This is a genomic window from Streptomyces sp. NPDC001796 (genome assembly GCF_042892355.1).
In the GTDB taxonomy this organism is placed as follows: Bacteria; Actinomycetota; Actinomycetes; order Streptomycetales; family Streptomycetaceae; genus Streptomyces.
Map to the genome: position 1 here is coordinate 424,690 of NZ_JBIAUC010000006.1, position 21,227 is coordinate 445,916.

General features: G+C 70.9%; 21 protein-coding genes. 4 read left to right on the top strand and 17 right to left on the bottom strand.

Going from position 1 to position 21,227, the window contains the following annotated elements:
- Window positions 1-18: 18 nt before the first annotated feature.
- Window positions 19-924, bottom strand: a complete 906-nt coding sequence (locus ACFYZE_RS16120) for an SAM-dependent methyltransferase (protein WP_388993385.1) — start codon at window positions 922-924, stop codon at window positions 19-21.
- Between the two features lie 358 nt (window positions 925-1,282).
- Here ACFYZE_RS16120 and ACFYZE_RS16125 point away from each other — a divergent pair, with 358 nt between their 5' ends.
- A complete protein-coding gene (locus tag ACFYZE_RS16125; RefSeq protein ID WP_388993388.1) occupies window positions 1,283-1,870 on the top strand; it encodes a DUF4232 domain-containing protein in 588 nt (195 codons plus the stop codon).
- Here the strand turns inward: ACFYZE_RS16125 and hemB are convergent.
- From hemB to ACFYZE_RS16160, 7 genes are all read right to left on the bottom strand, one after another.
- Entirely contained in the window at window positions 1,867-2,880 is a 1,014-nt protein-coding gene (gene hemB / locus ACFYZE_RS16130) for a porphobilinogen synthase (protein WP_388993391.1), read from the bottom strand. The two genes, ACFYZE_RS16125 and hemB, sit on opposite strands and share 4 nt — an antisense overlap.
- A gap of 69 nt (window positions 2,881-2,949) precedes the next feature.
- Window positions 2,950-3,294: a hypothetical protein gene (locus ACFYZE_RS16135; protein ID WP_388993394.1), complete on the bottom strand. Its 345-nt coding sequence runs from the start codon at window positions 3,292-3,294 to the stop codon at window positions 2,950-2,952.
- 136 nt (window positions 3,295-3,430) lie between these two features.
- Window positions 3,431-5,137, bottom strand: a complete 1,707-nt coding sequence (locus tag ACFYZE_RS16140) for a uroporphyrinogen-III synthase (RefSeq protein WP_388993397.1) — start codon at window positions 5,135-5,137, stop codon at window positions 3,431-3,433.
- The gene (gene hemC / locus ACFYZE_RS16145; RefSeq protein WP_388993400.1) at window positions 5,134-6,096 is read right to left on the bottom strand and encodes a hydroxymethylbilane synthase; all 963 of its coding nucleotides are present in this window, start codon (window positions 6,094-6,096) and stop codon (window positions 5,134-5,136) included. The genes ACFYZE_RS16140 and hemC overlap by 4 nt, the downstream gene beginning before the upstream one ends.
- A complete protein-coding gene (locus ACFYZE_RS16150) occupies window positions 6,093-7,835 on the bottom strand; it encodes a glutamyl-tRNA reductase (RefSeq protein ID WP_388993403.1) in 1,743 nt (580 codons plus the stop codon). The genes hemC and ACFYZE_RS16150 overlap by 4 nt, the downstream gene beginning before the upstream one ends.
- Entirely contained in the window at window positions 7,832-8,602 is a 771-nt protein-coding gene (locus tag ACFYZE_RS16155) for a redox-sensing transcriptional repressor Rex (RefSeq protein WP_388993405.1), read from the bottom strand. The genes ACFYZE_RS16150 and ACFYZE_RS16155 overlap by 4 nt, the downstream gene beginning before the upstream one ends.
- Before the next feature lie 237 nt (window positions 8,603-8,839).
- Window positions 8,840-9,130, bottom strand: coding sequence for a glutaredoxin family protein (locus ACFYZE_RS16160; RefSeq protein ID WP_388993407.1), 291 nt, complete (start codon window positions 9,128-9,130; stop codon window positions 8,840-8,842).
- 183 nt (window positions 9,131-9,313) lie between these two features.
- Here ACFYZE_RS16160 and ACFYZE_RS16165 point away from each other — a divergent pair, with 183 nt between their 5' ends.
- The 3 genes from ACFYZE_RS16165 (at window position 9,314) to ACFYZE_RS16175 (ending at window position 13,176) form a co-directional block, all read left to right on the top strand.
- A complete protein-coding gene (locus ACFYZE_RS16165; RefSeq protein WP_388993409.1) occupies window positions 9,314-10,225 on the top strand; it encodes an HAD family hydrolase in 912 nt (303 codons plus the stop codon).
- 695 nt (window positions 10,226-10,920) lie between these two features.
- Window positions 10,921-11,694, top strand: coding sequence for an ECF subfamily RNA polymerase sigma factor, BldN family (locus ACFYZE_RS16170; protein WP_388993412.1), 774 nt, complete (start codon window positions 10,921-10,923; stop codon window positions 11,692-11,694).
- A 264-nt stretch (window positions 11,695-11,958) separates the two neighbouring features.
- A complete protein-coding gene (locus tag ACFYZE_RS16175) occupies window positions 11,959-13,176 on the top strand; it encodes a DUF5667 domain-containing protein (protein ID WP_388993415.1) in 1,218 nt (405 codons plus the stop codon).
- 76 nt (window positions 13,177-13,252) lie between these two features.
- Here the strand turns inward: ACFYZE_RS16175 and ACFYZE_RS16180 are convergent, their stop codons facing one another.
- The 9 genes from ACFYZE_RS16180 to ACFYZE_RS16220 all read right to left on the bottom strand — a co-directional run bounded on the left by ACFYZE_RS16180 (window position 13,253) and on the right by ACFYZE_RS16220 (window position 21,119).
- Window positions 13,253-14,302: a lysophospholipid acyltransferase family protein gene (locus tag ACFYZE_RS16180; RefSeq protein WP_388993418.1), complete on the bottom strand. Its 1,050-nt coding sequence runs from the start codon at window positions 14,300-14,302 to the stop codon at window positions 13,253-13,255.
- Between the two features lie 14 nt (window positions 14,303-14,316).
- A complete protein-coding gene (locus ACFYZE_RS16185) occupies window positions 14,317-15,378 on the bottom strand; it encodes an NAD-dependent epimerase/dehydratase family protein (RefSeq protein ID WP_388993421.1) in 1,062 nt (353 codons plus the stop codon).
- Between the two features lie 320 nt (window positions 15,379-15,698).
- On the bottom strand, window positions 15,699-15,797 hold the full coding sequence (locus tag ACFYZE_RS16190; RefSeq protein ID WP_003948845.1) for a 30S ribosomal protein bS22: 99 nt from the start codon (window positions 15,795-15,797) through the stop codon (window positions 15,699-15,701).
- A gap of 143 nt (window positions 15,798-15,940) precedes the next feature.
- Window positions 15,941-16,153 carry a helix-turn-helix domain-containing protein gene (locus ACFYZE_RS16195; protein ID WP_158712621.1) on the bottom strand — a complete coding sequence of 71 codons (213 nt, stop codon included), beginning with the start codon at window positions 16,151-16,153 and terminating at the stop codon, window positions 15,941-15,943.
- A gap of 129 nt (window positions 16,154-16,282) precedes the next feature.
- Window positions 16,283-17,098, bottom strand: coding sequence for a phosphatase (locus tag ACFYZE_RS16200; protein WP_388993424.1), 816 nt, complete (start codon window positions 17,096-17,098; stop codon window positions 16,283-16,285).
- 99 nt (window positions 17,099-17,197) lie between these two features.
- Window positions 17,198-18,370 carry an acetoin utilization protein AcuC gene (locus ACFYZE_RS16205; protein WP_388993427.1) on the bottom strand — a complete coding sequence of 391 codons (1,173 nt, stop codon included), beginning with the start codon at window positions 18,368-18,370 and terminating at the stop codon, window positions 17,198-17,200.
- The gene (locus tag ACFYZE_RS16210) at window positions 18,321-19,595 is read right to left on the bottom strand and encodes an MFS transporter (protein WP_388993430.1); all 1,275 of its coding nucleotides are present in this window, start codon (window positions 19,593-19,595) and stop codon (window positions 18,321-18,323) included. The genes ACFYZE_RS16205 and ACFYZE_RS16210 overlap by 50 nt, the downstream gene beginning before the upstream one ends.
- Window positions 19,596-19,673: 78 nt before the next feature.
- Window positions 19,674-20,381, bottom strand: coding sequence for a VC0807 family protein (locus tag ACFYZE_RS16215; protein ID WP_388993434.1), 708 nt, complete (start codon window positions 20,379-20,381; stop codon window positions 19,674-19,676).
- Window positions 20,382-20,474: 93 nt separating this feature from the next.
- Window positions 20,475-21,119, bottom strand: a complete 645-nt coding sequence (locus tag ACFYZE_RS16220) for an HAD family hydrolase (RefSeq protein WP_388993437.1) — start codon at window positions 21,117-21,119, stop codon at window positions 20,475-20,477.
- Window positions 21,120-21,227: the final 108 nt, after the last annotated feature.

The following is a 21,227-nucleotide window of genomic DNA, read 5'->3' on the forward strand; positions in this document are numbered from 1 at the left end:
CGGGGAACGCTCCCGGCGTCAGGCCTTCGCGCCGGTGGCCCCGTACACGTTGATGTCGGCGTCCGTGACGTCGTTGATGTCGCGGTGGCGGACCTTCTCGATGTCGTCGAGGGTGGCGAGGTAGGCGGGGTCCACGGCCTCGGGCACGGGTGCCGCGCCGTCCTGGTGCCAGTGGTGGACCGGGACGACGCCGGGCTCGTCCAGCGTGACGCGCGGGGTGTCGGTGAAGAAGCGGGCGACCTCGTCCTTGGAGCGCAGCACGAAGGTGAAACCGCGCTCGGTGTAGGTGCGCTGGACGGCGCGGATGCTCTCCGGGTTGAGGTCCTCGGTGAGGTGGCTGAGCACCAGCCGGCTTCCGGAGGGCAGCGCCTCCATCAGCTCGCGCACGATCGGGTACGCCTGCTCGTCCTCGACGAAGTGCAGGACCGCCACGAGCACGAGGGCGACCGGCTGGTCGAAGTCGAGGGTTTTGGCGGCCTGTTCGAGAATCCGGCCGGGGCTCTGGAGGTCGGCGTCTATGTAGTCCGTGCGGCCCTCGGCTCCGCTGGTGAGCAGGGCGCGGGCGTGCGCCAGGACGACCGGGTCGTTGTCGACGTAGACGACCCGGGAGTCGGGGTTGACGCGCTGGGCGATCTGGTGGACGTTCTCGGCGGTCGGCAGGCCGGTGCCGATGTCGAGGAACTGCCGGATGCCGTCCTCCTTCGCCAGCCGGTTCACCGCGCGGCGCAGGAAGTCGCGGTTGTGCCGCACGTCGAGGTAGCCGCGCGGGTTGGCGGCGAGTGCCGCGGCGGCGGCCGCGCGGTCCACCGGGTAGTTGTCCTTGCCGCCGAGGAAGACGTCGTAGACGCGGGCCGGATGGGCCTTGGTGGTGTCGATCCGCCTGCGCAGCTCGGCCGGGTCGCGGCTGAGGGCGTCGTCGGACATGGCGTCTCCCTGGTGGTCGGCGTAAGGAGTCGGTCGTTCCATCGGTCGATCGGTCGATGGGCCGTTCTCTCGATCGTTCGTCAAGCGACCGATGTGATCGTCAACAACGTAACTCCTGAGGCCGGTTGGAAGTGCCCGGTCCGCTTCCGGCCGCGCCCCGCCGTCCCGGGCTCCCCTCCCAGGGGACGGCGTCTGCGCAGGTCGGGAAGCGTTCCATCGGCTCGGCGTCCCGAATTCGGCGGCGACTGTGGCGGGCCGGCGAACCACCGGTCAAGCTGGGCCGTCGAGGCATCCGCTCCCGCCGACCGGTCGAGCGGAGGCGTCACCCCCCAACTCGCACGTCCGAAGGGCCCCGACCATGTCCTTTGCTCGTACCGTCCGTCCCACCCGTGCCGTTCGCCCCCGGCTGCTCGCCGCCGTCACACTCGCGCTCGCCGCGCTCGCGCTGTCGGCCTGCGAGAACGGCGAGGGCGTACGGGACGAGGGCCCCTCCTCGCTGCCCGGCCCGTCCGTCCGGGACACCGCGCACCCGGGCAGGGCGGTCCCCTGCTCGGGCAAACACATGCGGACGACGGCGACGCCGGTGAGCGAGCCGGTGAACCACCTGCTGCTGACGGTGACCAACACGGGCGCCGTGAACTGCTCCCTCAACGGCTACCCGAAGGCCCGCTTCGGCGAGTCCGGCTCCCTCGCGCCGCCGGCCCGGGAGCCGAAGCCCCGTGGCTCCCGGATCACCCTCTCCCCCGGAGGGTCCGCCTACGCGGGCGTGCTGCTGTCGGCGGCGGACGGCACGGGCGGGCACGGCCGCACCGTCACGTCCCTCACGATCACGCTCCCCACCGGCCCGGCCGCCCGCCCGGCGCTCCCGCCCAAGGGCGTGTACGTCGACGACGCACTGCGGGTCACGTGCTGGCTGCCGAACCTGAAGGCGGCGCTGACGTACTAGCCGACGTACTGGGTGTCTGCGCGGAGCTTGCGGGCCGCCTCGGTGGCCCAGTAGGTGAGGATGCTGCGCGCACCGGCGCGCTTGATGCCGGTCAGGGTCTCCAGGATGGCCCGGTCGCGGTCGACCCAGCCTTTCTCCGCGGCGGCCTCGATCATGGAGTACTCGCCGGAGATCTGGTACGCCGCCACGGGCACGTCGACCGCGTCCGCGACCCTCGCCAGGATGTCCAGGTAGGGCCCGGCCGGCTTGACCATCACCATGTCGGCGCCCTCCTCGAGATCGAGGGCGAGTTCGCGCAGTGACTCGCGCCAGTTGGCGGGGTCCTGCTGGTAGGTCTTGCGGTCGCCCTTCAGCGAGGAGGCGACGGCCTCGCGGAACGGCCCGTAGAAGGCGGAGGAGTACTTGGCCGTGTAGGCGAGGATCGCGACGTCCTCGCGCCCGACCTGGTCGAGCGCGTCGCGGATGACGCCGATCTGCCCGTCCATCATCCCGCTGGGCCCCACGACATGGGCGCCCGCGTCGGCCTGGACCTGCGCCATCTCGGCGTACCGCTCGAGGGTGGCGTCGTTGTCGACCCGGCCCCTGGCGTCGAGCACGCCGCAGTGCCCGTGATCGGTGGTCTCGTCCAGGCACACGTCCGACATGACGAGGAGGTCGTCGCCGACCTCGGCGCGCACGTCCCGGATGGCGACCTGAAGGATCCCGTCCGGGTCGGTGCCCGGGGTCCCGACGGCGTCCTTCTTCGACTCCTCCGGCACACCGAAGAGCATGATCCCGGAGATCCCGGCCTCCACGGCCTCCAGCGCCGCCTTCTTCAGGCTGTCCCGGGTGTGCTGCACAACGCCGGGCATGGACCCGATCGGCACGGGCTCGCTGACTCCCTCCCGCACGAAGGCCGGGAGGATGAAGTCGGCGGGGTGCAGCCGGGTCTCGGCGACCATGCGGCGCATGGCGGGCGTGGTGCGCAGCCGCCGGGGACGGGTACCGGGGAAGGATCCGTACTTCGTCATGCCTTCTACGCTACGCCCGGCCCGGAAGTCCTTTTGCCGACGCCGCGTCGGCCCTGGAGGCAGGGCTGTTCAGGCCCCACCACCCGGTCGGTCCCCGTCGCTCGCCCACTGCACGCCGGTGCCGTACGCGATGATGTTCACGGAGCTGTGGCCCGCCAGGCTGCTCCTGCTCGGGAGGTGCGCGGGTGACGTGAACCCGACCCCCAGCACCGCGTCGTAACCGAGCTCGACCGCCCTGACCAGAAGCTCCTCGTAGGCGTCTTCCATGGTCTTCCTGGCCGAGCCCCAGATCACCTGACCCGCCGTGAAAGGCCGTGACGCATGACTGAGTGTGCTCGCTTCGATCTCGAGCGCCCTGCTGCGCCGCTCCTCGTCCTCTTCCCGCCGCTTACGTGCGTCGTCTCTCCACCCCATCCGAGCATTGTGCGGCAGGGAGCCGCCCCTGTCCCGTGATCGCGCAACAGCGGGCAACCATCGGGCACGGCGAGTCCGCAGCAGCCGGAAGAGTCAGCGTGGTGGAAGGCTCCTACGGGGAGCCTCCCACCCCACCTCAGGTCGTCGACCGGCGCCTCCGCGCCCCCGGCCTCCGCTCGCTCGGACGCGTCACCGGATCCCCGGCCGCCAGCGCGGCGGCCCGGCGCTTGAGGCCGAAGTCCGCCAGCGCCTCCGCCAGCTTGTGGACCGACGGCTCCGGGGCCATGACGTCCACGCGCAGCCCGTGCTCCTCCGCCGTCTTCGCGGTCGCCGGGCCGATGCACGCGATCACCGTCACGTTGTGCGGCTTGCCCGCGATGCCGACCAGGTTCCGGACCGTGGAGGAGGACGTGAACAGGACCGCGTCGAAGCCGCCGCCCTTGATCGCCTCACGGGTCTCGGCCGGCGGAGGCGAGGCGCGGACCGTCCGGTAGGCCGTCACGTCGTCGACCTCCCAGCCGAGTTCGATCAGGCCGGCGACCAGGGTCTCGGTCGCGATGTCGGCGCGCGGCAGGAACACGCGGTCGATCGGGTCGAAGACCGGGTCGTAGGGGGGCCAGTCCTCCAGCAGGCCGGCCGCCGACTGCTCGCCGGAGGGGACCAGGTCGGGCTTCACGCCGAAGTCCACCAGTGCCTTCGCCGTCTGCTCGCCGACCGCCGCGACCTTGATGCCCGCGAAGGCGCGCGCGTCCAGGCCGTACTCCTCGAACTTCTCCCGGACCGCCCGCACCGCGTTGACGGACGTGAACGCGATCCACTCGTAGCGGCCCGTCACCAGGCCCTTGACCGCTCGTTCCATCTGCTGCGGGGTGCGCGGGGGCTCCACCGCGATCGTCGGGACCTCGTGCGGCACGGCCCCGTAGGACCTCAGCTGGTCGGAGAGCGACGCCGCCTGCTCCTTCGTACGCGGCACGAGGACCTTCCAGCCGAACAGCGGCTTGTTCTCGAACCACGACAGCTGGTCGCGCTGGGCGGCGGCGGAACGCTCACCGACCACGGCTATCACCGGACGCCCGCCCTCGGGGGACGGCAGGACCTTCGCCTGCTTCAGCGTCTGCGCGATGGAGCCGAGGGTGGCGGTCCAGGTGCGCTGCCGCGTCGTCGTACCGGCGACCGTCACCGTCATCGGGGTGTCCGGCTTGCGGCCCGCGGCCACCAGCTCCCCGGCGGCCGCCGCCACCGAGTCCAGCGTCGTGGACACCACGACCGTGCCGTCGGACGCGCCGACCTCCGTCCAGCAACGCTCGGAGGCGGTCCGGGCGTCCACGAACCGGACGTCCGCGCCCTGCGCGTCCCGCAGCGGCACACCCGCGTACGCGGGCACGCCCACGGCGGTCGCGATGCCGGGGACGACCTCGAACGGCACGCCCTCGGCGGCGCACGCCAGCATCTCGCCGGCCGCGTACGCGTCCAGGCCGGGGTCGCCGGACACCGCACGGACGACCCGCTTGCCGCCCCGCGCAGCCTCCATGACAAGATGTGCGGCATCCCGCAACGCAGGGACACCAGCGGCTGTTGACTCGCCGTCAACAACCGTCAGCTGAGGCGTGCCCGCGCCCGGATACGCACCCGTGGAGGGGTCCGTGTCCGTGTTGAGCTCGGCGACGCCCGCTCTGGCATGCGTGCGCACGACGTCGAGCACCTCGTGCTCGCCGACGAGGACGTCCGCGTTGGCCAGCGCCTCGACGGCGCGCAGTGTGAGTAGTCCCGGATCTCCGGGTCCGGCACCGAGGAAGGTGACGTGCCCGTGTTCAAGGCCGGCGGGAAGGGTGGTGGGGCTCAATGTGCTCGCTCCCCCATCAGACCGGCCGCGCCCTTGGTGAGCATCTCGGCGGCGAGTTCGCGACCGAGCGCCATTGCCTGGTCGTGCGTCTCGGGCACGGGACCGGTGGTGGACAACTGCACCAGCGTGCGGCCGTCGGGTGTTCCGACGACCCCGCGCAGGCGCATTTCCTTGACAACCTGCCCGTCGGCCAACAGGTCGGCCAGCGCGCCCACGGGGGCGCTGCAACCGGCCTCCAGGGCGGCGAGCAGGGACCGCTCGGCGGTCACGGCGGCCCGTGTGAACGGGTCGTCGAGCTCGGCGAGCGCCGCGATCAGGTCCGCGTTGTCCGCGGCACACTCGATCGCCAGTGCCCCCTGGCCGGGGGCGGGCAGAACTGTGTCGACCGACAGGAAGTCGGTCACCTCGTCGATCCGCCCGATGCGGTTGAGCCCGGCCGCGGCGAGGACCACGGCGTCCAGCTCACCGCTGCGGACGTATCCGACCCGGGTGTCGATGTTGCCGCGGATCGGGACGGTCTCGATGTCGAGGCCGTGGCCGCGCGCGTACGCGTTCAGCTGCGCCATGCGGCGCGGCGAACCGGTGCCGACGCGCGCCCCGCGGGGCAGGTCGGTGAACTTCAGGGCGTCGCGCGCGACGATCACGTCCCGCGGGTCCTCGCGTACCGGCACGGCGGCCAGCACCAGCTCCTCGGGCTGCGCGGTCGGCAGGTCCTTCAGCGAGTGCACAGCGAAGTCGACCTCGCCGCGCAGCAGCGCGTCGCGCAGGGCCGTCACGAACACACCGGTGCCGCCGATCTGCGCGAGGTGCTCGCGGGAGGTGTCCCCGTACGTCGTGATCTCCACGAGCTCCACGGGCCGTCCGGTCACCTGGCGCACGGCGTCGGCGACCTGCCCGGACTGGGCCATGGCCAGCTTGCTGCGCCTGGTGCCGAGCCTCAGTGGTGACTGCTCACTCATGCTCGCCCTCGGTTCTTGGCGTTCTCGGTGTTCTCGGTGGGCTTGGTGTCGTCGGCCCGGGAGACGGAGGCGATCGTCTCGGGGTCCAGGTCGAACAGGGTGCGCAGCGCGTCCGCGTAGCCGGCGCCGCCGGGTTCGGCCGCGAGTTGCTTGACCCGTACGGTCGGCGCGTGCAGCAGCTTGTCGACGACGCGCCGCACGGTCTGCGTGATCTCGGCGCGGTGCTTGTCGTCGAGGCCGGGCAGCCGCCCCTCCAGGCGGGCGATCTCGTTCGCCACCACGTCGGCGGCCATCGAGCGCAGCGCGACCACGGTGGGCGTGATGTGCGCGGCGCGCTGGGCGGCGCCGAACGCGGCGACCTCGTCGGAGACGATACGCCGGACCTGGTCGACGTCGGCGGCCATCGGCGCGTCCGCGGAGGCCTCGGCGAGCGACTCGATGTCGACGAGCCGCACACCGAGCAGCCGGTGCACGGCCGCGTCGATGTCGCGGGGCATCGCGAGGTCCAGCAGCGACAGCACGGGCGCGGGGCGGGGCGTCTCGACGACGGGCTCCGGACGGCGGCGCTCCGGGATCCGGCCGATCGTGGCGACGGTCGCGGCGAGCGCGCTGATCAGCTCGGCCTCGGTCTCCGGGTCCGCCGCGACGGCCGTACGACCGCCGCGCGGCTCCTCGGCGCCCTTGTCCACCCAGGCGGCGTGCTGCTCCAGCTCGGCGGCCGGCATACCGGCGACGGCGGCCTCGCCGAGCACCGAGAAGTGGGCGGTGCCCTGCACGGCCGAGAGGTCGAGCGGGCAGCCCTCCTCGGTGCCGAGACTGGTGGGCGGCAGGTCGCCGCGTATCGGCGCCGGGTCGGTGACGCGCGCGGCTGCGGCGTCCGGGGCGACCGGTCCTTCCACCCGGCCCTCCAGGGCCGCCGCGACCGACTGGGCGGTGAGGACGAGACCGGTCGCGCCCGTACAGGACACCACGACGTCGGCACGTGTCAGCTCGTCCGGAACCGTCGCCATCGGCACCGCACGCGCCCGTACGTCCGTGTCGTCCCCTTCGGTGAGGATCTGCGCCAGGCGCTCGGCGCGCTCCAGGGTGCGGTTGGCGATCACGACCTCGGCGACACCGGCGCGGGCGAGCGTCGCGGCGGCCAGCGACGACATGGAGCCGGCGCCGATCACCAGGGCACGCTTGCCCTTGGCCCACGTCTCCACCGGCGCACCGGCCGACAGCTGCTCCAGGCCGAAGGTGACCAGGGACTGCCCGGCACGGTCGATGCCCGTCTCGGAGTGGGCGCGCTTGCCGACCCTGAGGGACTGCTGGAACAGGTCGTTCAGCAGGCGTCCCGCGGTGTGCTGCTCCTGCGCGGTGGCCAGGGAGTCCTTGATCTGCCCGAGGATCTGCCCCTCGCCGACGACCATGGAGTCCAGTCCGCAGGCCACCGAGAACAGGTGGTGGACGGCCCGGTCCTCGTAGTGGACGTAGAGGTAGGGCGTCAGCTCGTCGAGGCCGACCCCGCAGTGCTGGGCGAGCAGGGTGGACAGCTCGGCGACACCCGCGTGGAACTTGTCGACGTCCGCGTACAGCTCGATGCGGTTGCAGGTGGCGAGCACCGCGGCCTCGGTGGCCGGCTCGGCGGCCACCGTGTCATGGACCAGCTTGACCTGGGCGTCCGCGGTCAGCGTGGCCCGCTCCAGGACGCTGACCGGTGCGCTGCGGTGGCTCAGCCCGACGACGAGGAGACTCATGCCGGCATCACGGCGGGGACGTCCCCGTCGGGTCCCTTGTCGGCGGACTCCGTGGTCGTCGTGGCGGCCGGCAGGCCGTCGGGCAGCGCATCGGCGATGGCCTCCTCGCCGGCCTTGCGCTGCTCGTGGAAGGCGAGGATCTGCAGCTCGATGGAGAGGTCGACCTTGCGGACGTCGACACCGTCCGGAACGGTCAGCACGGTCGGCGCGAAGTTCAGGATGGAGGTCACGCCCGCGCCCACGAGCCGGTCGCAGACCTGCTGGGCGGCGCCCGCGGGGGTCGCGATCACGCCGATCGAGACGCCGTTGTCCTTGATGATCTTTTCCAGATCGTCCGTGTGCTGGACCGGGATGCCGGCGACGGCCTTGCCCGTGAGGGCCGGGTCGGCGTCGATGAGGGCAGCGACCCGGAAGCCGCGGGAGGCGAACCCGCCGTAATTGGCCAGCGCCGCGCCGAGGTTGCCGATACCGACGATCACAACCGGCCAGTCCTGGGTCAGGCCCAGTTCGCGGGAGATCTGGTAGACGAGATACTCGACGTCGTAGCCCACGCCCCGGGTGCCGTAGGAGCCGAGGTAGGAGAAGTCCTTGCGCAGCTTCGCGGAGTTCACACCCGCGGCGGCGGCCAGCTCCTCGGAGGAGACCGTGGGTACCGAGCGCTCCGACAGCGCGGTCAGGGCTCGGAGGTACAGCGGAAGCCTGGCGACGGTGGCCTCGGGAATCCCTCGGCTACGGGTCGCCGGTCGGTGAGTTCGGCCAGTTGCCACGGTGCTCCTGCGGGTAGAGCGGGGCTGCGGGCGGTCACACGTCCCCAGACCGCCCCGTCGAATGCAGGCTATGTCTTTGTGAACGCGTGCACAAAGATGGTGTCCGATTTGCCCGGCCAACGTGACCGGGGTCACGCGTGGTACTGCTGGGGGCTTCACCGCACACTCTCCTCAACGATCCCCGCCCCCAAAGACCAGTCGCCCCCGATCCTAGGCGACTTTGCGGACCTCTTTGGACTACTCGGTCAGCGCCCTGCGCAAGCGCTGCTCGTCGACACGCCAGAAGGTGTGCTGGGCGCCGTCGACGAGGACGACCGGGATCTGCTCCCAGTACTCGTCGTGGAGCCGCTGGTCCTGGGTGATGTCCTTCTGCTCCCAGGGCACGCCGAGCTCTCCGCACACCTTCTCGACGACGGCCTGCGCGTCGTCGCAGAGATGACACCCGGGCTTGCGGATCAGGGTGACGAGCCGCTCGTGGGGCCTCTGGCCGCTGCTGTTACGCCGAAAGATGGGACTCATGTCGGCCATTCTCACTCCGGGGGAAGGCGGCGGCAGCCCGCGCCCACCGCCCGGCCCGGGCCCACCCCACCACGCGTGCCACGCCGGGGGGATGACTCCTTGGGAGTCCTTTAACGACTCGGTCGTGGAGAGTTCACAGCCTCCAAACCTCTCGAGTCCGGAACCACCGAACAAAGTGGCTATGCTCGCGTCATGGCCGCTCTCGGATGGCTCACTCCCCGTAGGCGCTCCGCCACGGCGCGGAGCGTGTTGGCAGGCGAGGCCTCGGCGGAGGCAGCGCGCAAGACCTCGCAGGACGTCTCCGACCAGGAACAGCAGTTCCCGGTCCACGGCGACGACAAGGCGGCGGCGTTCTTCGACCTGGACAACACGGTGATGCAGGGCGCCGCGCTGTTCCACTTCGGCCGGGGCCTGTACAAGCGGAAGTTCTTCGAGACCCGCGATCTGGCGAAGTTCGCCTGGCAGCAGGCGTGGTTCCGGCTGGCCGGGGTGGAGGATCCCGAGCACATGCAGGACGCGCGGGACTCGGCGCTGTCGATCGTGAAGGGCCACCGGGTCTCCGAGCTGATGTCGATCGGCGAGGAGATCTACGACGAGTACATGGCCGAGCGGATCTGGCCGGGTACGCGGGCGCTGGCGCAGGCGCACCTGGACGCGGGCCAGAAGGTGTGGCTGGTGACGGCCGCACCGGTGGAGATCGCCACGGTGATCGCACGCAGGCTCGGCCTCACCGGAGCCCTGGGCACGGTGGCGGAGTCGGTCGACGGCGTCTACACCGGCCGTCTGGTGGGCGAACCCCTCCACGGCCCGGCGAAGGCGGAGGCGGTCCGCGCGCTGGCGGTGGCGGAGGGGCTGGACCTCTCGCGCTGCGCGGCGTACAGCGACTCGCACAACGACATCCCGATGCTGTCGCTGGTGGGCCACCCCTACGCGATCAACCCGGACGCCAAGCTGCGCAAACACGCCCGCGCCTGCGAGTGGCGCCTGCGCGACTACCGCACGGCCCGCAAGGCCGCGAAGGTCGGCCTGCCGGCAGCGGCCGGGGTGGGCGCGGTGGCCGGGGGCACGGCGGCGGCGATCGCACTGCACCGCCGGCGCCGCTGACTCAGAGCCCCGAACGAAATGGGAGCCCGGCCGGGGGTGACCTCCGGCGGGTCCGCACAGCAGCCCCCCGCCGTGCCGTACCGGTGACCCCTCCCCCGGACCTGCACGAAGCTGTCGGCTCGACCGGCCCCCGGCAACTGCGCGCCGCAACGCCGCCCAGGGCTGCTGCCGCGAGCCTCCGTCTCCTGCCCGGCGCCCACCACCTCCCCAGCCCCCGATCCCTGTACGCAGCGTGCACGGAGCGTGTACGGAACGTTCCAGCGTCCGTGTTCCGCGCCCGCCCGGGCACCGCCTCGGTGGAGGTCCGGGGGCGGCAGCCCCGGGGAGGGGACGCGCACGGGCGGCGGGGGCGGGCAAAGTGCCATGGTCGGCGGCGACTTGTCGCGGGCGGGTGCATTCGGGCGTTTCTACCCCGCACCCCGGCCCAGCACTCCTCCCACCCCGCGCCCGGCCACAACACGCCCCGCACTCAGACGGAAGCCGAACTCAACCGATCAACAAACGGTCACTATGCGGCACTTGAGCAGGCGTCAATCGGTTACAGAAGCGACGTAATCGATGATTTGAGCAACTGGGTGTAGCGCTGCCTGTACTAAGCGTTATTCTCCTCAGACGCAAACCGGTACCCCTCCGTCGCTACGACGGGTGAACGGACCGGTACTGCACGTGATGGAAGCTCTGCCTCTGGGAGTCCCGTGTACCCACACGTCGGGGTTGACGCCTCGGGCCTGGCTACGCTCCGCGCGACGGTCCACGAGCTGTTGCGCGGCTTCGTCCCCACCGCGTACGCCGCCCCCGCCTTCGCCACCGCCGCCCCCGTCGGCCCGTGCTACGCACTGGCGGACGGAAGCGCCGCGGTCGGCAGGCGCGGCCGCTCGGGCGCGTCCGCCGCCCCCGCACGCCGCCCGGCCGCGGACAGCGACAGCGCCCGCATGATGGACCTCGTGGAGCGCGCCCAGGCCGGCGAGGCCGATGCCTTCGGGCGCCTGTACGACCAGTACAGCGACACCGTCTACCGCTACATCTACTACCGAGTCGGAGGCAGGGCCACCGCCGAGGACCTCACCAGCGAGACCTTTCTGCGCGCACTGCGCCGGATCGGCACCTTCACCTGGCAGGGCCGCGACTTCGGCGCCTGGCTCGTCACCATCGCGCGCAACCTCGTCGCCGACCACTTCAAGTCCAGCCGCTTCCGGCTGGAGGTGACGACCGGCGAGATGCTCGACGCCAACGAGGTCGAGCGCTCCCCGGAGGACTCCGTGCTGGAGTCGCTCTCCAACGCCGCCCTCCTCGAAGCCGTGCGGCGACTCAACCCCCAGCAGCAGGAGTGCGTCACGCTCCGCTTCCTCCAGGGTCTGTCCGTCGCCGAGACCGCCCGTGTGATGGGCAAGAACGAGGGCGCGATCAAGACCCTCCAGTACCGCGCCGTGCGCACCCTGGCCCGGCTCCTCCCCGAAGACGCCCGCTGAGACCCCCGGACCGTGCTCGCCCACCCATCGGGCGAACACTCAGCGCGACCATCAACTCACGTTCCGTTCAAGCCCGTTGTGTTCACGATCCGATCATCCGTCGTCCGTAACCCAAGTGCCGAGCCGCTCGTTGTGCGGGATACAGGCTCCCTGTGGTCACACCCTGACCCTCTTTGATCACTCGATCGTGTGGATGCGGTCAGCGCGTGCAACCCTCAGGACCCCCTGGGGAGTCGACCGTCATGACGAGAGGAGGTGCCGCCAGTGATCGCGAACGTATCGGCGCACCGGCGGGCCAACGCCTTCGCCCAGGCCCTGGAGGAGCAGTCCGACGACCGGGGCGCGGCGGCCGAGCAGCCCGAAGGACCGGCCCCGGCTGCGGCGGAACGGACCGACGAGACCCGCCTGTTGGGTCTCGCGACCCGTCTCGGCGAACTGCCCAGGCCCACGCTCGACCCGGAGGTCAAGGTCGTCCAGCGCGCGCGGCTGGTGGCCGCGATGGAGGCCATGTTCCGGGAGGGCGCGGCCCCGGCAGGCGAGGCGGCGGGCCCTTCGGTGCCGGAGCAACGACACGGGCGGGGCGCCCATCGTGCAACCACGCTGGGGAAGTTGCGCCCGCGCTCACGGCTCACCAAGGGTCTCGCCGCGGGCGGACTCGGCGTCGGCGTGGCCGCGGCCTCCTTCGGCGGAGTGGCCGCCGCGAGTTCCGACGCCCTGCCCGGTGACTCCCTCTACGGCCTCAAACGCGGCATCGAAGACGTCAAACTCGACATGGCCGACGGGGACAACGACCGCGGGCAGCTCTACCTCGACCAGGCGTCGACCCGGCTGAACGAGGCCCGCCGGCTGATGGAGCGCGACCGCGGCGGCGACCTCGACCACGAGTCCCTCACCGAGGTCCGCCGCACCCTGTCCGGCATGCGGCACGACGCGGCCGAAGGCCACCGCCTGCTGCACGAGGCGTACGAGCGGGACGGCTCACTCGCGCCCATCCAGACCCTCTCCGCCTTCTCCCAGTCGCACCGCGAGGCCTGGGGCGCGCTGCGCGAGCGGCTGCCCGCCCAGCTCGGGGACGTCAGTCAGGAGGTCTCCTCGGTCTTCGACGCCATAGACCGGGACGTCGCACCGCTGCAGTCGCTGCTGCCGCATCCCCCGTCACAGGGCGGCCCCGGCCGGCACCGCAGCTCCACCCCGGGCTCCACCGGCTCCGCCGGCTCCGACGCCCCGGCCCCCAGCACCACCGGCGGCTCCGCCCCGGGCACCCACAGCAGCAGCGGCAACCCCCAGCCGTCCAGCTCCAGCAGCACCGGCGACGGCCTGCTCGGCGGCAACACGGGCGGTCTCCTCGACCCCCCGAAGGACAGCTCGAGCAGTTCCCCGTCGACGAGCAAGACCCCGTCCTCGGGACCGAACGTCACGCTCCCGCCGCTGCTTCCGGGCCTGCTACCGGGCTTGGGCATCGAAGGCGAGGAGAACAGGTAGGCAACCGGCAAACCGCATGGGGGCGCCCCTTCCACCAAGGGGCGCCCCCATCGTCGTACCGCACATCGCGAACCGCTCAGAAGAACACCGACCGCCGCTGCACCAGCAGCTTGTACAACGTGTGCTGGATCTGCTCCCGCACCTGATCCGTCAGGTTGAACATCAGCATCGGATCCTCCGCGGCCTCGGGCGGATACCCGTCCGTCGCGATCGGCTCCCCGAACTGAATCGTCCACTTGGTCGGCAGCGGAATCACCCCCAACGGCCCCAGCCACGGAAACGTCGGGGTGATCGGGAAGTACGGGAACCCGAGCAGCCGGGCCAGCGTCTTCGCGTTGCCGATCATCGGGTAGATCTCCTCCGCGCCCACGATCGAGCACGGAATGATCGGCGCCCCGGCCCGCAGCGCCGTGGACACGAACCCGCCACGCCCGAACCGCTGCAGCTTGTACCGCTCGCTGAACGGCTTCCCGATCCCCTTGAACCCCTCCGGCATCACCCCGACCACCTCACCGCGATCGAGGAGCCGCTCGGCGTCCTCCGCGCACGCCAGGGTGTGGCCGGCCTTGCGGGCCAGTTCGTTCACCACCGGCAGCACGAACACCAAGTCGGCCGCGAGCAGTCGCAGATGGCGCCCGGCCGGGTGGTTGTCGTGCACGGCGACCTGCATCATCAGGCCGTCCAGCGGCAGCGTCCCGGAGTGGTTGGCGACGATCAGCGCCCCGCCCTTGTCCGGGATGTTCTCGATGCCCTTCACCTCGACCCGGAAGTACTTCTCGTACACCGGCCGCAGCAGCGACATCAGGACCTGGTCGGTCAGCTCCTCGTCGTAGCCGAAGTCGTCGACCTCGTAGTCGCCCGTCAGGCGTCGGCGCAGAAAGGACAGCCCCCCGGCGATACGCCGCTCCAGGCTCCCTTCCCGGGAGCGGGCCGGCGGCCTTTCCTCAGCTGTCACGGGAACATCATCCTGCGGGAGGGCCTCGCCGTGCAGGGGCTGGACCTCGCGGACCACCGCGGGTTCCCCCTTCAGCCGGCTGTTCCCGGCGCTCCGGCGCCGCGACGGCCGCTGCACGGCAGCCCCCCGGGACCGGTCGTCGTCGAACGGAATGACCTTGGCGTCCGCCATCGTTGATGCGCTCCTCAGTGGGCGGTTGGCGTCGGGGGGTGGCCACCGCCCAGGACGGGCAGTGCGGCGATCCGGTCGACGGCCCCCGCGAGGGCCTCCGGCGGCAGCAGTCCCGGCCCGCGGCTGCGCGCGAAGTCCGCGAAGGTCTCCGCGGTCGTGTACTTCGGCTCGTAGCCGAGCGTCTCGCGCATCTGGTCCGTGGCCACGACCCGGCCGTGGGTGAGCAGCCGGATCTGCTCGGGCGAGAAGTCCGTCATGCTCAGCGTGCGCATCGCGGACCCGACCCAGGTGACGGCGGGCAGCAGCAGCGGCACCGTGGGCCGGCCCAGACGCCGCGCACACTGCGACAGCAGCAGCACGCCGTCGCCGGCGATGTTGAACGTGCCGCTGTTGAGGGTGCCGCGCCGCGGCTCGTGCGCGCCGATGCGCAGCACCTCGATCACGTCGTCCTCGTGCACGAACTGCAGCCGCGGGTCGTAGCCGAACACGGTGGGCAGCACCGGCAGCGAGAAGTACGACGCGAGGGGCGTGTCGGCGTGCGGTCCGAGGATGTTGGCGAACCGCAGCACGCACACGGCGACATCGGGCCGGCGCCGCGCGAAGCCCCGTACGTACCCCTCGACCTCCACGGCGTCCTTGGCGAAGCCGCCGCTCGGCAGCGACTTGGGTGGGGTCGTCTCGGTGAACACGGCCGGGTCGCGGGGCGCGGACCCGTACACGTTCGTGCTGGACTTCACGACCAGCCGTTTGACGCTCGGGGACTTCTGGCAGGCGCCCAGCAGCTGCATGGTGCCGATGACGTTGGTCTCCTTGACCGTGGCCCGACTGCCGCTGCCCGGCGCGGTGCCGGTCACGTCCATGTGGACCACCGTGTCCACGGAGTACTCGGCGAGCACCCGGGCGATGGTGGGCTGGCGGATGTCGGCCTGGATGAACTCCGCGCCGCCCAGATGGTGGTCGGGTGGTACCGCGTCCACCGCGATGACGCGGTCCACCTCCGGGTCACGCTGGATCCGTCGTACGAACCGGCCGCCGAGCCGGCGGGCCACTCCGGTCACGAGCACGACCTTGCCCAAGATCAGCGCCTCTCTTCCCGTCGCGTCCAGTAGTGGACGTAGCTCTGTCCGCCAGCCTGCCGCGTTCCCCGTATACGGCCAACTTAGCGGGTCGATGTTGCGCTGTGATGACCGCCCGATGCACGAAGTGACGACACACCCGTACGTACGACCAGACCAAGCCATTCGCGTCACAGGCGTACGCACGTCCCGAACGCACCGGAACACGCGAACCCGCGAACGCACCCACCCGGAAAACGACAAACACCCCCCACCGGTGGTGGGGGGTGTTGCGCGCGCTCACGCACAGAAGCAGGGGCGCCCCCGGACGGGGCCGCACCTTACTTCTTGTTGCGACGCTGAACGCGAGTGCGCTTGAGCAGCTTGCGGTGCTTCTTCTTGGCCATCCGCTTGCGCCGCTTCTTGATAACAGAGCCCACGACTACCCTCGCTCACTTCTCATCACTCGGTGCTGGGCGCCATGGGCCCATACGACCTACGAGGGGCTAGCCTACCCAACCCGAGCGCCGAGGTTGTAATCGAGGTCCCGCCGGAGGCCGCAACGACCTCCGGCGGGCCACCGTCAGACCGTCTCCACCCCCACATAGCTGTCGCGGAGGTACTCGTGAACCGCTTGCTCCGGGACCCGGAAGGACCTCCCCACCCGGATCGCCGGCAGATGACCGCTGTGCACCAGCCGGTACACGGTCATCTTCGACACTCGCATCACCGAGGCGACTTCCGCCACCGTCAGGAACTGAACCTCGTTCAGAGGCCTCTCGCCAGCTGCAGCCATGACACACCTGCACCTTCCGCACTCGACGGCCACCGGCTTCCCCTTCCGGTGACTCTTCGTCGCTGCGTGCTCACTCCCCAATGTAGGTGCGGATGATGCAAGTGGGGAAGAGGGGATGCCATCCGCGGCCTACTGTGACAGACACGCTCGATTGAGTACATAGCGAGTAAGCGGTCGGTAGTAATCAGACCGCACAGCGTCATCAAGTGGAACGACGACGGACACGCGCCCCTCTGCCTCGCCGACGAACAGCGCGGGATCGTCCGTATCGGCCAGGCCGATCGCGTCGAACCCCAGCTGACCTGCTCCGCAGACCCAGCCATGGTCCCCGATGACCAGTTCCGGCAACGGGCCGCCGGCTTCCGCAGCGGCGGCCAGCGCGGCGCGAAGCGGGAGCGGCGAGTGCGTGTGCGCGCCGGGCTCACAACCGGCTCTCCCCCCTCCCGGCTCTCGTACGAAGGCGACTCCTCGTACGTAATCAAGGTTGTACGTGCGTAGGCCGAACCGGGTCGTTATGTCGACACAGCGACCCTGCGCCGGGGTGAGGACGGTACATCCCGCCGCCGACAGGGCGTCCGCGAGCGCGGCGTAGAACCCGAGCAGCCGGTGCGGGTGCCCGGTGCCGAGCAGCACCGCCTCGCGGTGCCGCGCGGCCCTGGCGACGCGCTCGGCGAAGGCCTCGAGCCCCTCCAGCGTGCGCTCCGGATCGATCACATCATGGCCGGACACATACCGCGGATCGGCCGAAACTCCACACTTGTCCGCCATCAACTCGATCAAATCCTCAGAACTCCATGTCCATTCGGGATCGAGTCCGATCAGCACGCGGGGGTCGCGGGCAGCGAAGAGCCGATAGCTGCGCAGGCTCTCCTCCCGGGAGGTGGCCACGGGCCCGGCCAGCCGGGCGGCCAGCAGATGCGCACGCAGTGCGCCGGTGCTCAACACGCCAGCGATGCTGTCCCAATCGCCTCCGCCGCATGTCCAGAACGCGGGGAACACCCCACAGTCGGCGTAATCACACCCGCCTGTGGGCGCGCCCGGGGGCTACGGCAACAGACCGCGCAGCGGATACGCCGCCTTCCGCGCCGCCAGCACCGCCTGGTCCAGCCGATCGGCCGGGTCGTACCCGGACTCCCACCCCGAGAACGCCACCGGCCACCGCCCATCCGTCATCCGAGCCGGCGCCAACTGCCGCGTCCGCGCGAAGACTTCCTGCCGCCACCCCTCCGGAATCACCGTCTCCGGCTCAACCGGCCGCCCCGCCGCGATCGCGACGAGATGCGTCCAGGACCGCGGCACGACCTCCACCACCGCATAGCCGCCCCCGCCCAGCGCGACCCACCGCCCGCCCGCATACTCGTGCGCCAGGTCGTGACACGCGACCTGCACCGCCCGCTGCGCGTCCAGCGACACCGCGAGATGCGCGAGCGGATCCTCGAAGTGGGTGTCGGCCCCGTGCTGCGTCACCAGCACCTGCGGCCGGAAGTCCGCGATCAGCTCCGGCACCACGGCATGGAAGGCCCGCACCCACCCCGCATCGCCCGTCCCCGCCGGCAGCGCCACGTTCACCGCGCTGCCCTCCGCGTTCGGCCCGCCCGTCTCCTCCGGCCATCCGGTCTGCGGGAACAGCGTCCGCGGATGCTCGTGCAGCGACACCGTCAGCACCCGCGGATCGTCCCAGAAGGCCGCCTGCACCCCGTCCCCGTGGTGCACGTCCACATCGATGTACGCCACCCGCTCCGCCCCCAGCTCCAGCAGCCGGGCGATGGCGAGCGCGGCGTCGTTGTAGATGCAGAACCCCGACGCGCTGCCCGGCATCGCATGGTGCAGCCCGCCCGCGAAGTTCACCGCGTGCAGCGCGTCCCCGCGCCACACCGCCTCCGCCGCCCCGACCGACTGCCCCGCGATCAGCGCGGACACCTCGTGCATCCCGGCGAACGCGGGGTCGTCGAGAGTCCCGATCCCGTACGACCCGTCGGCCGCCCCCGGATCCGCGGACGCGGCCTTCACCGCCTCCACGTAGTCCTCCCGGTGCACCAGCCGCAGCGTCGACTCGCCCGCGGGCTTCGCCGCGACCACCTCGACGTCCCGGTCGAGCCCGAAGGCGTCGACCAGTCTCCGGGTCAGCGCGAGCCGGACCGGATCCATCGGATGGTCCGGGCCGAAGTCATAGCCCGTTACTGCCTCGTCCCACATCAGCTGTGCGCGGCCGCTCATGTCCGCCACCGTATCGGTCTTGTCCGGGCTTGAACGAACGGGCGTACACCAGTGTCACCAGGACCAACGCCATGGGTACGAGCATGGCGCCCCGGTAGTTCCAGGCGTCCCCGAGCGCACCCACCAAGGGCGAGCCGATCAGAAAGCCCACGTAGTTGAAGATGTTCAACCGCGCGATCGCCGTGTCCGAAGCCCCCGGGAACAGCCGTCCGGCGGCCGCGAACGTCTGCGGCACCAGCACGCACAGCCCCAGCCCCAGCAGGGTGAACCCCAGCATCCCGACCCACGCTCCCGGCGCACCCGCCACCACGGCGAACCCGAGCGCCGCCACCAGCGCCCCGAGCCGTACGACGGCCACGGCGCCGAACCGCCGCACCCCGAAGTCGCCGATGGACCGCCCGAGCAGCGTGGTGATCATGTAGACGTTGTACGGAACCGTCGCCAGCTGCTCCGAGCCGCCGAGCGTGTCCTGAAGGTACTTGGCGCTCCAGTTGGAGACGGTGGAGTCCCCGATGTAGGCGAAGGTCATCACCAGGCACAGCGGCAGCAGCAACCGGAAGACGACGGTGCCGGCCTCGGCCTGGACGACGGTCCCGGCCTCGGCCCCCCGGGCCTGTGCGGCCCCCTCACCATCCCCGGCCTCCGGGGCGTCCGGCCCCGCGGCCGAGCCCCCGTCGACGTACCACCGACTTCCCACGAGCGCGGCCGGCAGCAGCACCGCGACGACCGGCAGATACGACACCCACAGCGCCAGATGCCAGTGCGCGCCCACCCAGGCGAGCGAGGCACCGACGATCCCGCCGAGGCTGTACGCGGCGTGGAAGCCGAGCATGATGCTGCGCCCGTACGTCCGCTGGAGGCTCACCCCGAGCATGTTCATCGAGGCGTCCAGCGCGCCGACGGTCAGCCCGAACGCGGCCAGCGCCACCGCCAGCGCGGCCATGTGACCGCCGGCGCCCACACCGAGGAGCGCGAGCAGGACGACGGGCTGCGACCAGCGCAGCAGCCGACTGGGCCGTACGCGCTTCACCAGCTGCTCCGTCGTCACACTGCCGACACCGGCGAGGACGGGCACCGCGGCGAGGAAGACGGGAAGCAGCGCGTCGGAGACGCCATACCGGTCCTGGATGGCCGGAATTCGCGTCACCAGCAGGGCGAAGGTGGCGCCTTGAGCGAAGAAGCCGAACGCCAGCGAGGCCCTACCGCGCCGCAGCACATCTGTCATGGCGGCGAGCGTAGGGCCCCGGTCTACCCGTGGGTAGATCCAGCCGAAGATGATTTTTGTTCAGCTTTACGCGGCGGGTTACCGGGCGAAGGCCGGCGCGGGGGCGGCGGCAGGGGCGGCACCGGCGTTCGCCTCGGCGGCCAGCATCTGCGTCATGGGGCCGGCGGCAAGGGCACCGCTGACGAGGAACGCGAGCACCATCGCGACGGTCAGGACGACCGAGCCCAGCCAGACCATCGTGTCCACGGGCAGGGTGTAGGCGCCCACGACCCGAACGACGCATTCACCGAGGAGTACCACACCCCACACCACCGAGAAGACCCGCTCGGCCCGCCGGAAGGCCGCGGACCCACTCTGCAGCCGCGCCCAGGCCGCTTCCCTGGCCGCGTCGCCCTTCACCAGCCAGGGCTTCATCGCGGCGGTCATCATCGGCTTGCCCAGCGCCACGGAGACGAGGATCCCGATCCCGATCGTGCTGCTCACGGCGCTGTCCTTGGCGAGCATCAGCCGCGGATCACCCGAGACGAAGCTGAGCAGCAGCCCGACGACGTTCACCACGAGGATGAGGACCGCGAGCGCGTTGACCTTCCGCTCCTTCACCACGCCGAGGACGGTGCGCACGGCGGGCGGGACGCTGCTCCAGGCGAGCGCCGCGAAGGTGCTCATACCGAGGGCGTCCTTGAAGAGGTAGTACGACCCGACGGGCACCGCCACGTCCATGATGAGCGGCGCGAAGTTCTGCTTCTGGCTCTGGCTCTGGCTCTGGGACACCGTGTTCGTCGTCATGCCCATAGCTTCGCTGCCGGGAGGCGTCCGCCAGTAGAAACGATCGTCCGGAGCTCGACATGACAAATGTCAGTGCCTGGCCCCTGCTGCGGGTCAAACGAGCAGGTCAGCCAACTCACCCATCGACGTGAAGAGTTGGGTGGCACCGGTGAGCCGGTCGGCGGGTGTCATGGCGGTGAATCCGTACACGTCCATGCCTGCGGCCACGGCGGCCTGCACACCGAGTGGACTGTCCTCGACGACAACGCATCTCTGCGGCGCGACTCCCATCCGTTCGGCCGCGTACAGGAACAGGTCGGGCGCCGGCTTGCCCCGCCCCACGTCCTGCGAGCTGAAGACGCGGCCGTCGCCGAACCACCGGTCGAGCCCGGTCGTCCGGTGCCCGACCCTGATCCGGTCATGACTACCGGAGGACGCCACACAGAACGGCACTCCATCGGCCGTCAGCTTCTCCAGCACGGTCTCGACGCCGGAGACCGGCTTCAGCTCCCGCTCGAACGCGGCGAAGACGCGTGCGTGGAAGACATCGTCGAAGTCGTCCGGCAACCGCTGTCCGGTCCGCTCCAGGAGGAGGTCGTGGATACGGTGCATGGCCGAGCCCATGTAGTCCCGGATGGAGTCCTCGTAGGTGGTCGGGTGCCCCAACTCGGTGAGGTAAGCGGCCAGGAGCCGGTTGGAGATGGGCTCACTGTCGACGAGAACGCCGTCGTTGTCGAAGATGACGAGGTCATAGCGCATGACCCGACCCTAGACGCAGAAAACCCCCGCGCTGAATAGCACGGGGGTTTTCTCACAAATTGTTCGGCGGTGTCCTACTCTCCCACAGGGTCCCCCCTGCAGTACCAT

Excerpts from the sequence above, each read along its gene's own strand:
- ACFYZE_RS16120 (WP_388993385.1), bottom strand. The coding sequence starts at position 924 with ATGTCCGACGACGCCCTCAGCCGCGACCCGGCCGAGCTGCGCAGGCGG.
- ACFYZE_RS16125 (WP_388993388.1), top strand. The coding sequence starts at position 1,283 with ATGTCCTTTGCTCGTACCGTCCGTCCCACCCGTGCCGTTCGCCCCCGG.
- hemB (WP_388993391.1), bottom strand. The coding sequence starts at position 2,880 with ATGACGAAGTACGGATCCTTCCCCGGTACCCGTCCCCGGCGGCTGCGC.
- ACFYZE_RS16135 (WP_388993394.1), bottom strand. The coding sequence starts at position 3,294 with ATGGGGTGGAGAGACGACGCACGTAAGCGGCGGGAAGAGGACGAGGAG.
- hemC (WP_388993400.1), bottom strand. The coding sequence starts at position 6,096 with ATGAGTGAGCAGTCACCACTGAGGCTCGGCACCAGGCGCAGCAAGCTG.
- ACFYZE_RS16150 (WP_388993403.1), bottom strand. The coding sequence starts at position 7,835 with ATGAGTCTCCTCGTCGTCGGGCTGAGCCACCGCAGCGCACCGGTCAGC.
- ACFYZE_RS16160 (WP_388993407.1), bottom strand. The coding sequence starts at position 9,130 with ATGGCCGACATGAGTCCCATCTTTCGGCGTAACAGCAGCGGCCAGAGG.
- ACFYZE_RS16165 (WP_388993409.1), top strand. The coding sequence starts at position 9,314 with ATGGCCGCTCTCGGATGGCTCACTCCCCGTAGGCGCTCCGCCACGGCG.
- ACFYZE_RS16180 (WP_388993418.1), bottom strand. The coding sequence starts at position 14,302 with ATGGCGGACGCCAAGGTCATTCCGTTCGACGACGACCGGTCCCGGGGG.
- ACFYZE_RS16195 (WP_158712621.1), bottom strand. The coding sequence starts at position 16,153 with ATGGCTGCAGCTGGCGAGAGGCCTCTGAACGAGGTTCAGTTCCTGACG.
- ACFYZE_RS16205 (WP_388993427.1), bottom strand. The coding sequence starts at position 18,370 with ATGAGCGGCCGCGCACAGCTGATGTGGGACGAGGCAGTAACGGGCTAT.
- ACFYZE_RS16210 (WP_388993430.1), bottom strand. The coding sequence starts at position 19,595 with ATGACAGATGTGCTGCGGCGCGGTAGGGCCTCGCTGGCGTTCGGCTTC.
- ACFYZE_RS16215 (WP_388993434.1), bottom strand. The coding sequence starts at position 20,381 with ATGACGACGAACACGGTGTCCCAGAGCCAGAGCCAGAGCCAGAAGCAG.
- ACFYZE_RS16220 (WP_388993437.1), bottom strand. The coding sequence starts at position 21,119 with ATGCGCTATGACCTCGTCATCTTCGACAACGACGGCGTTCTCGTCGAC.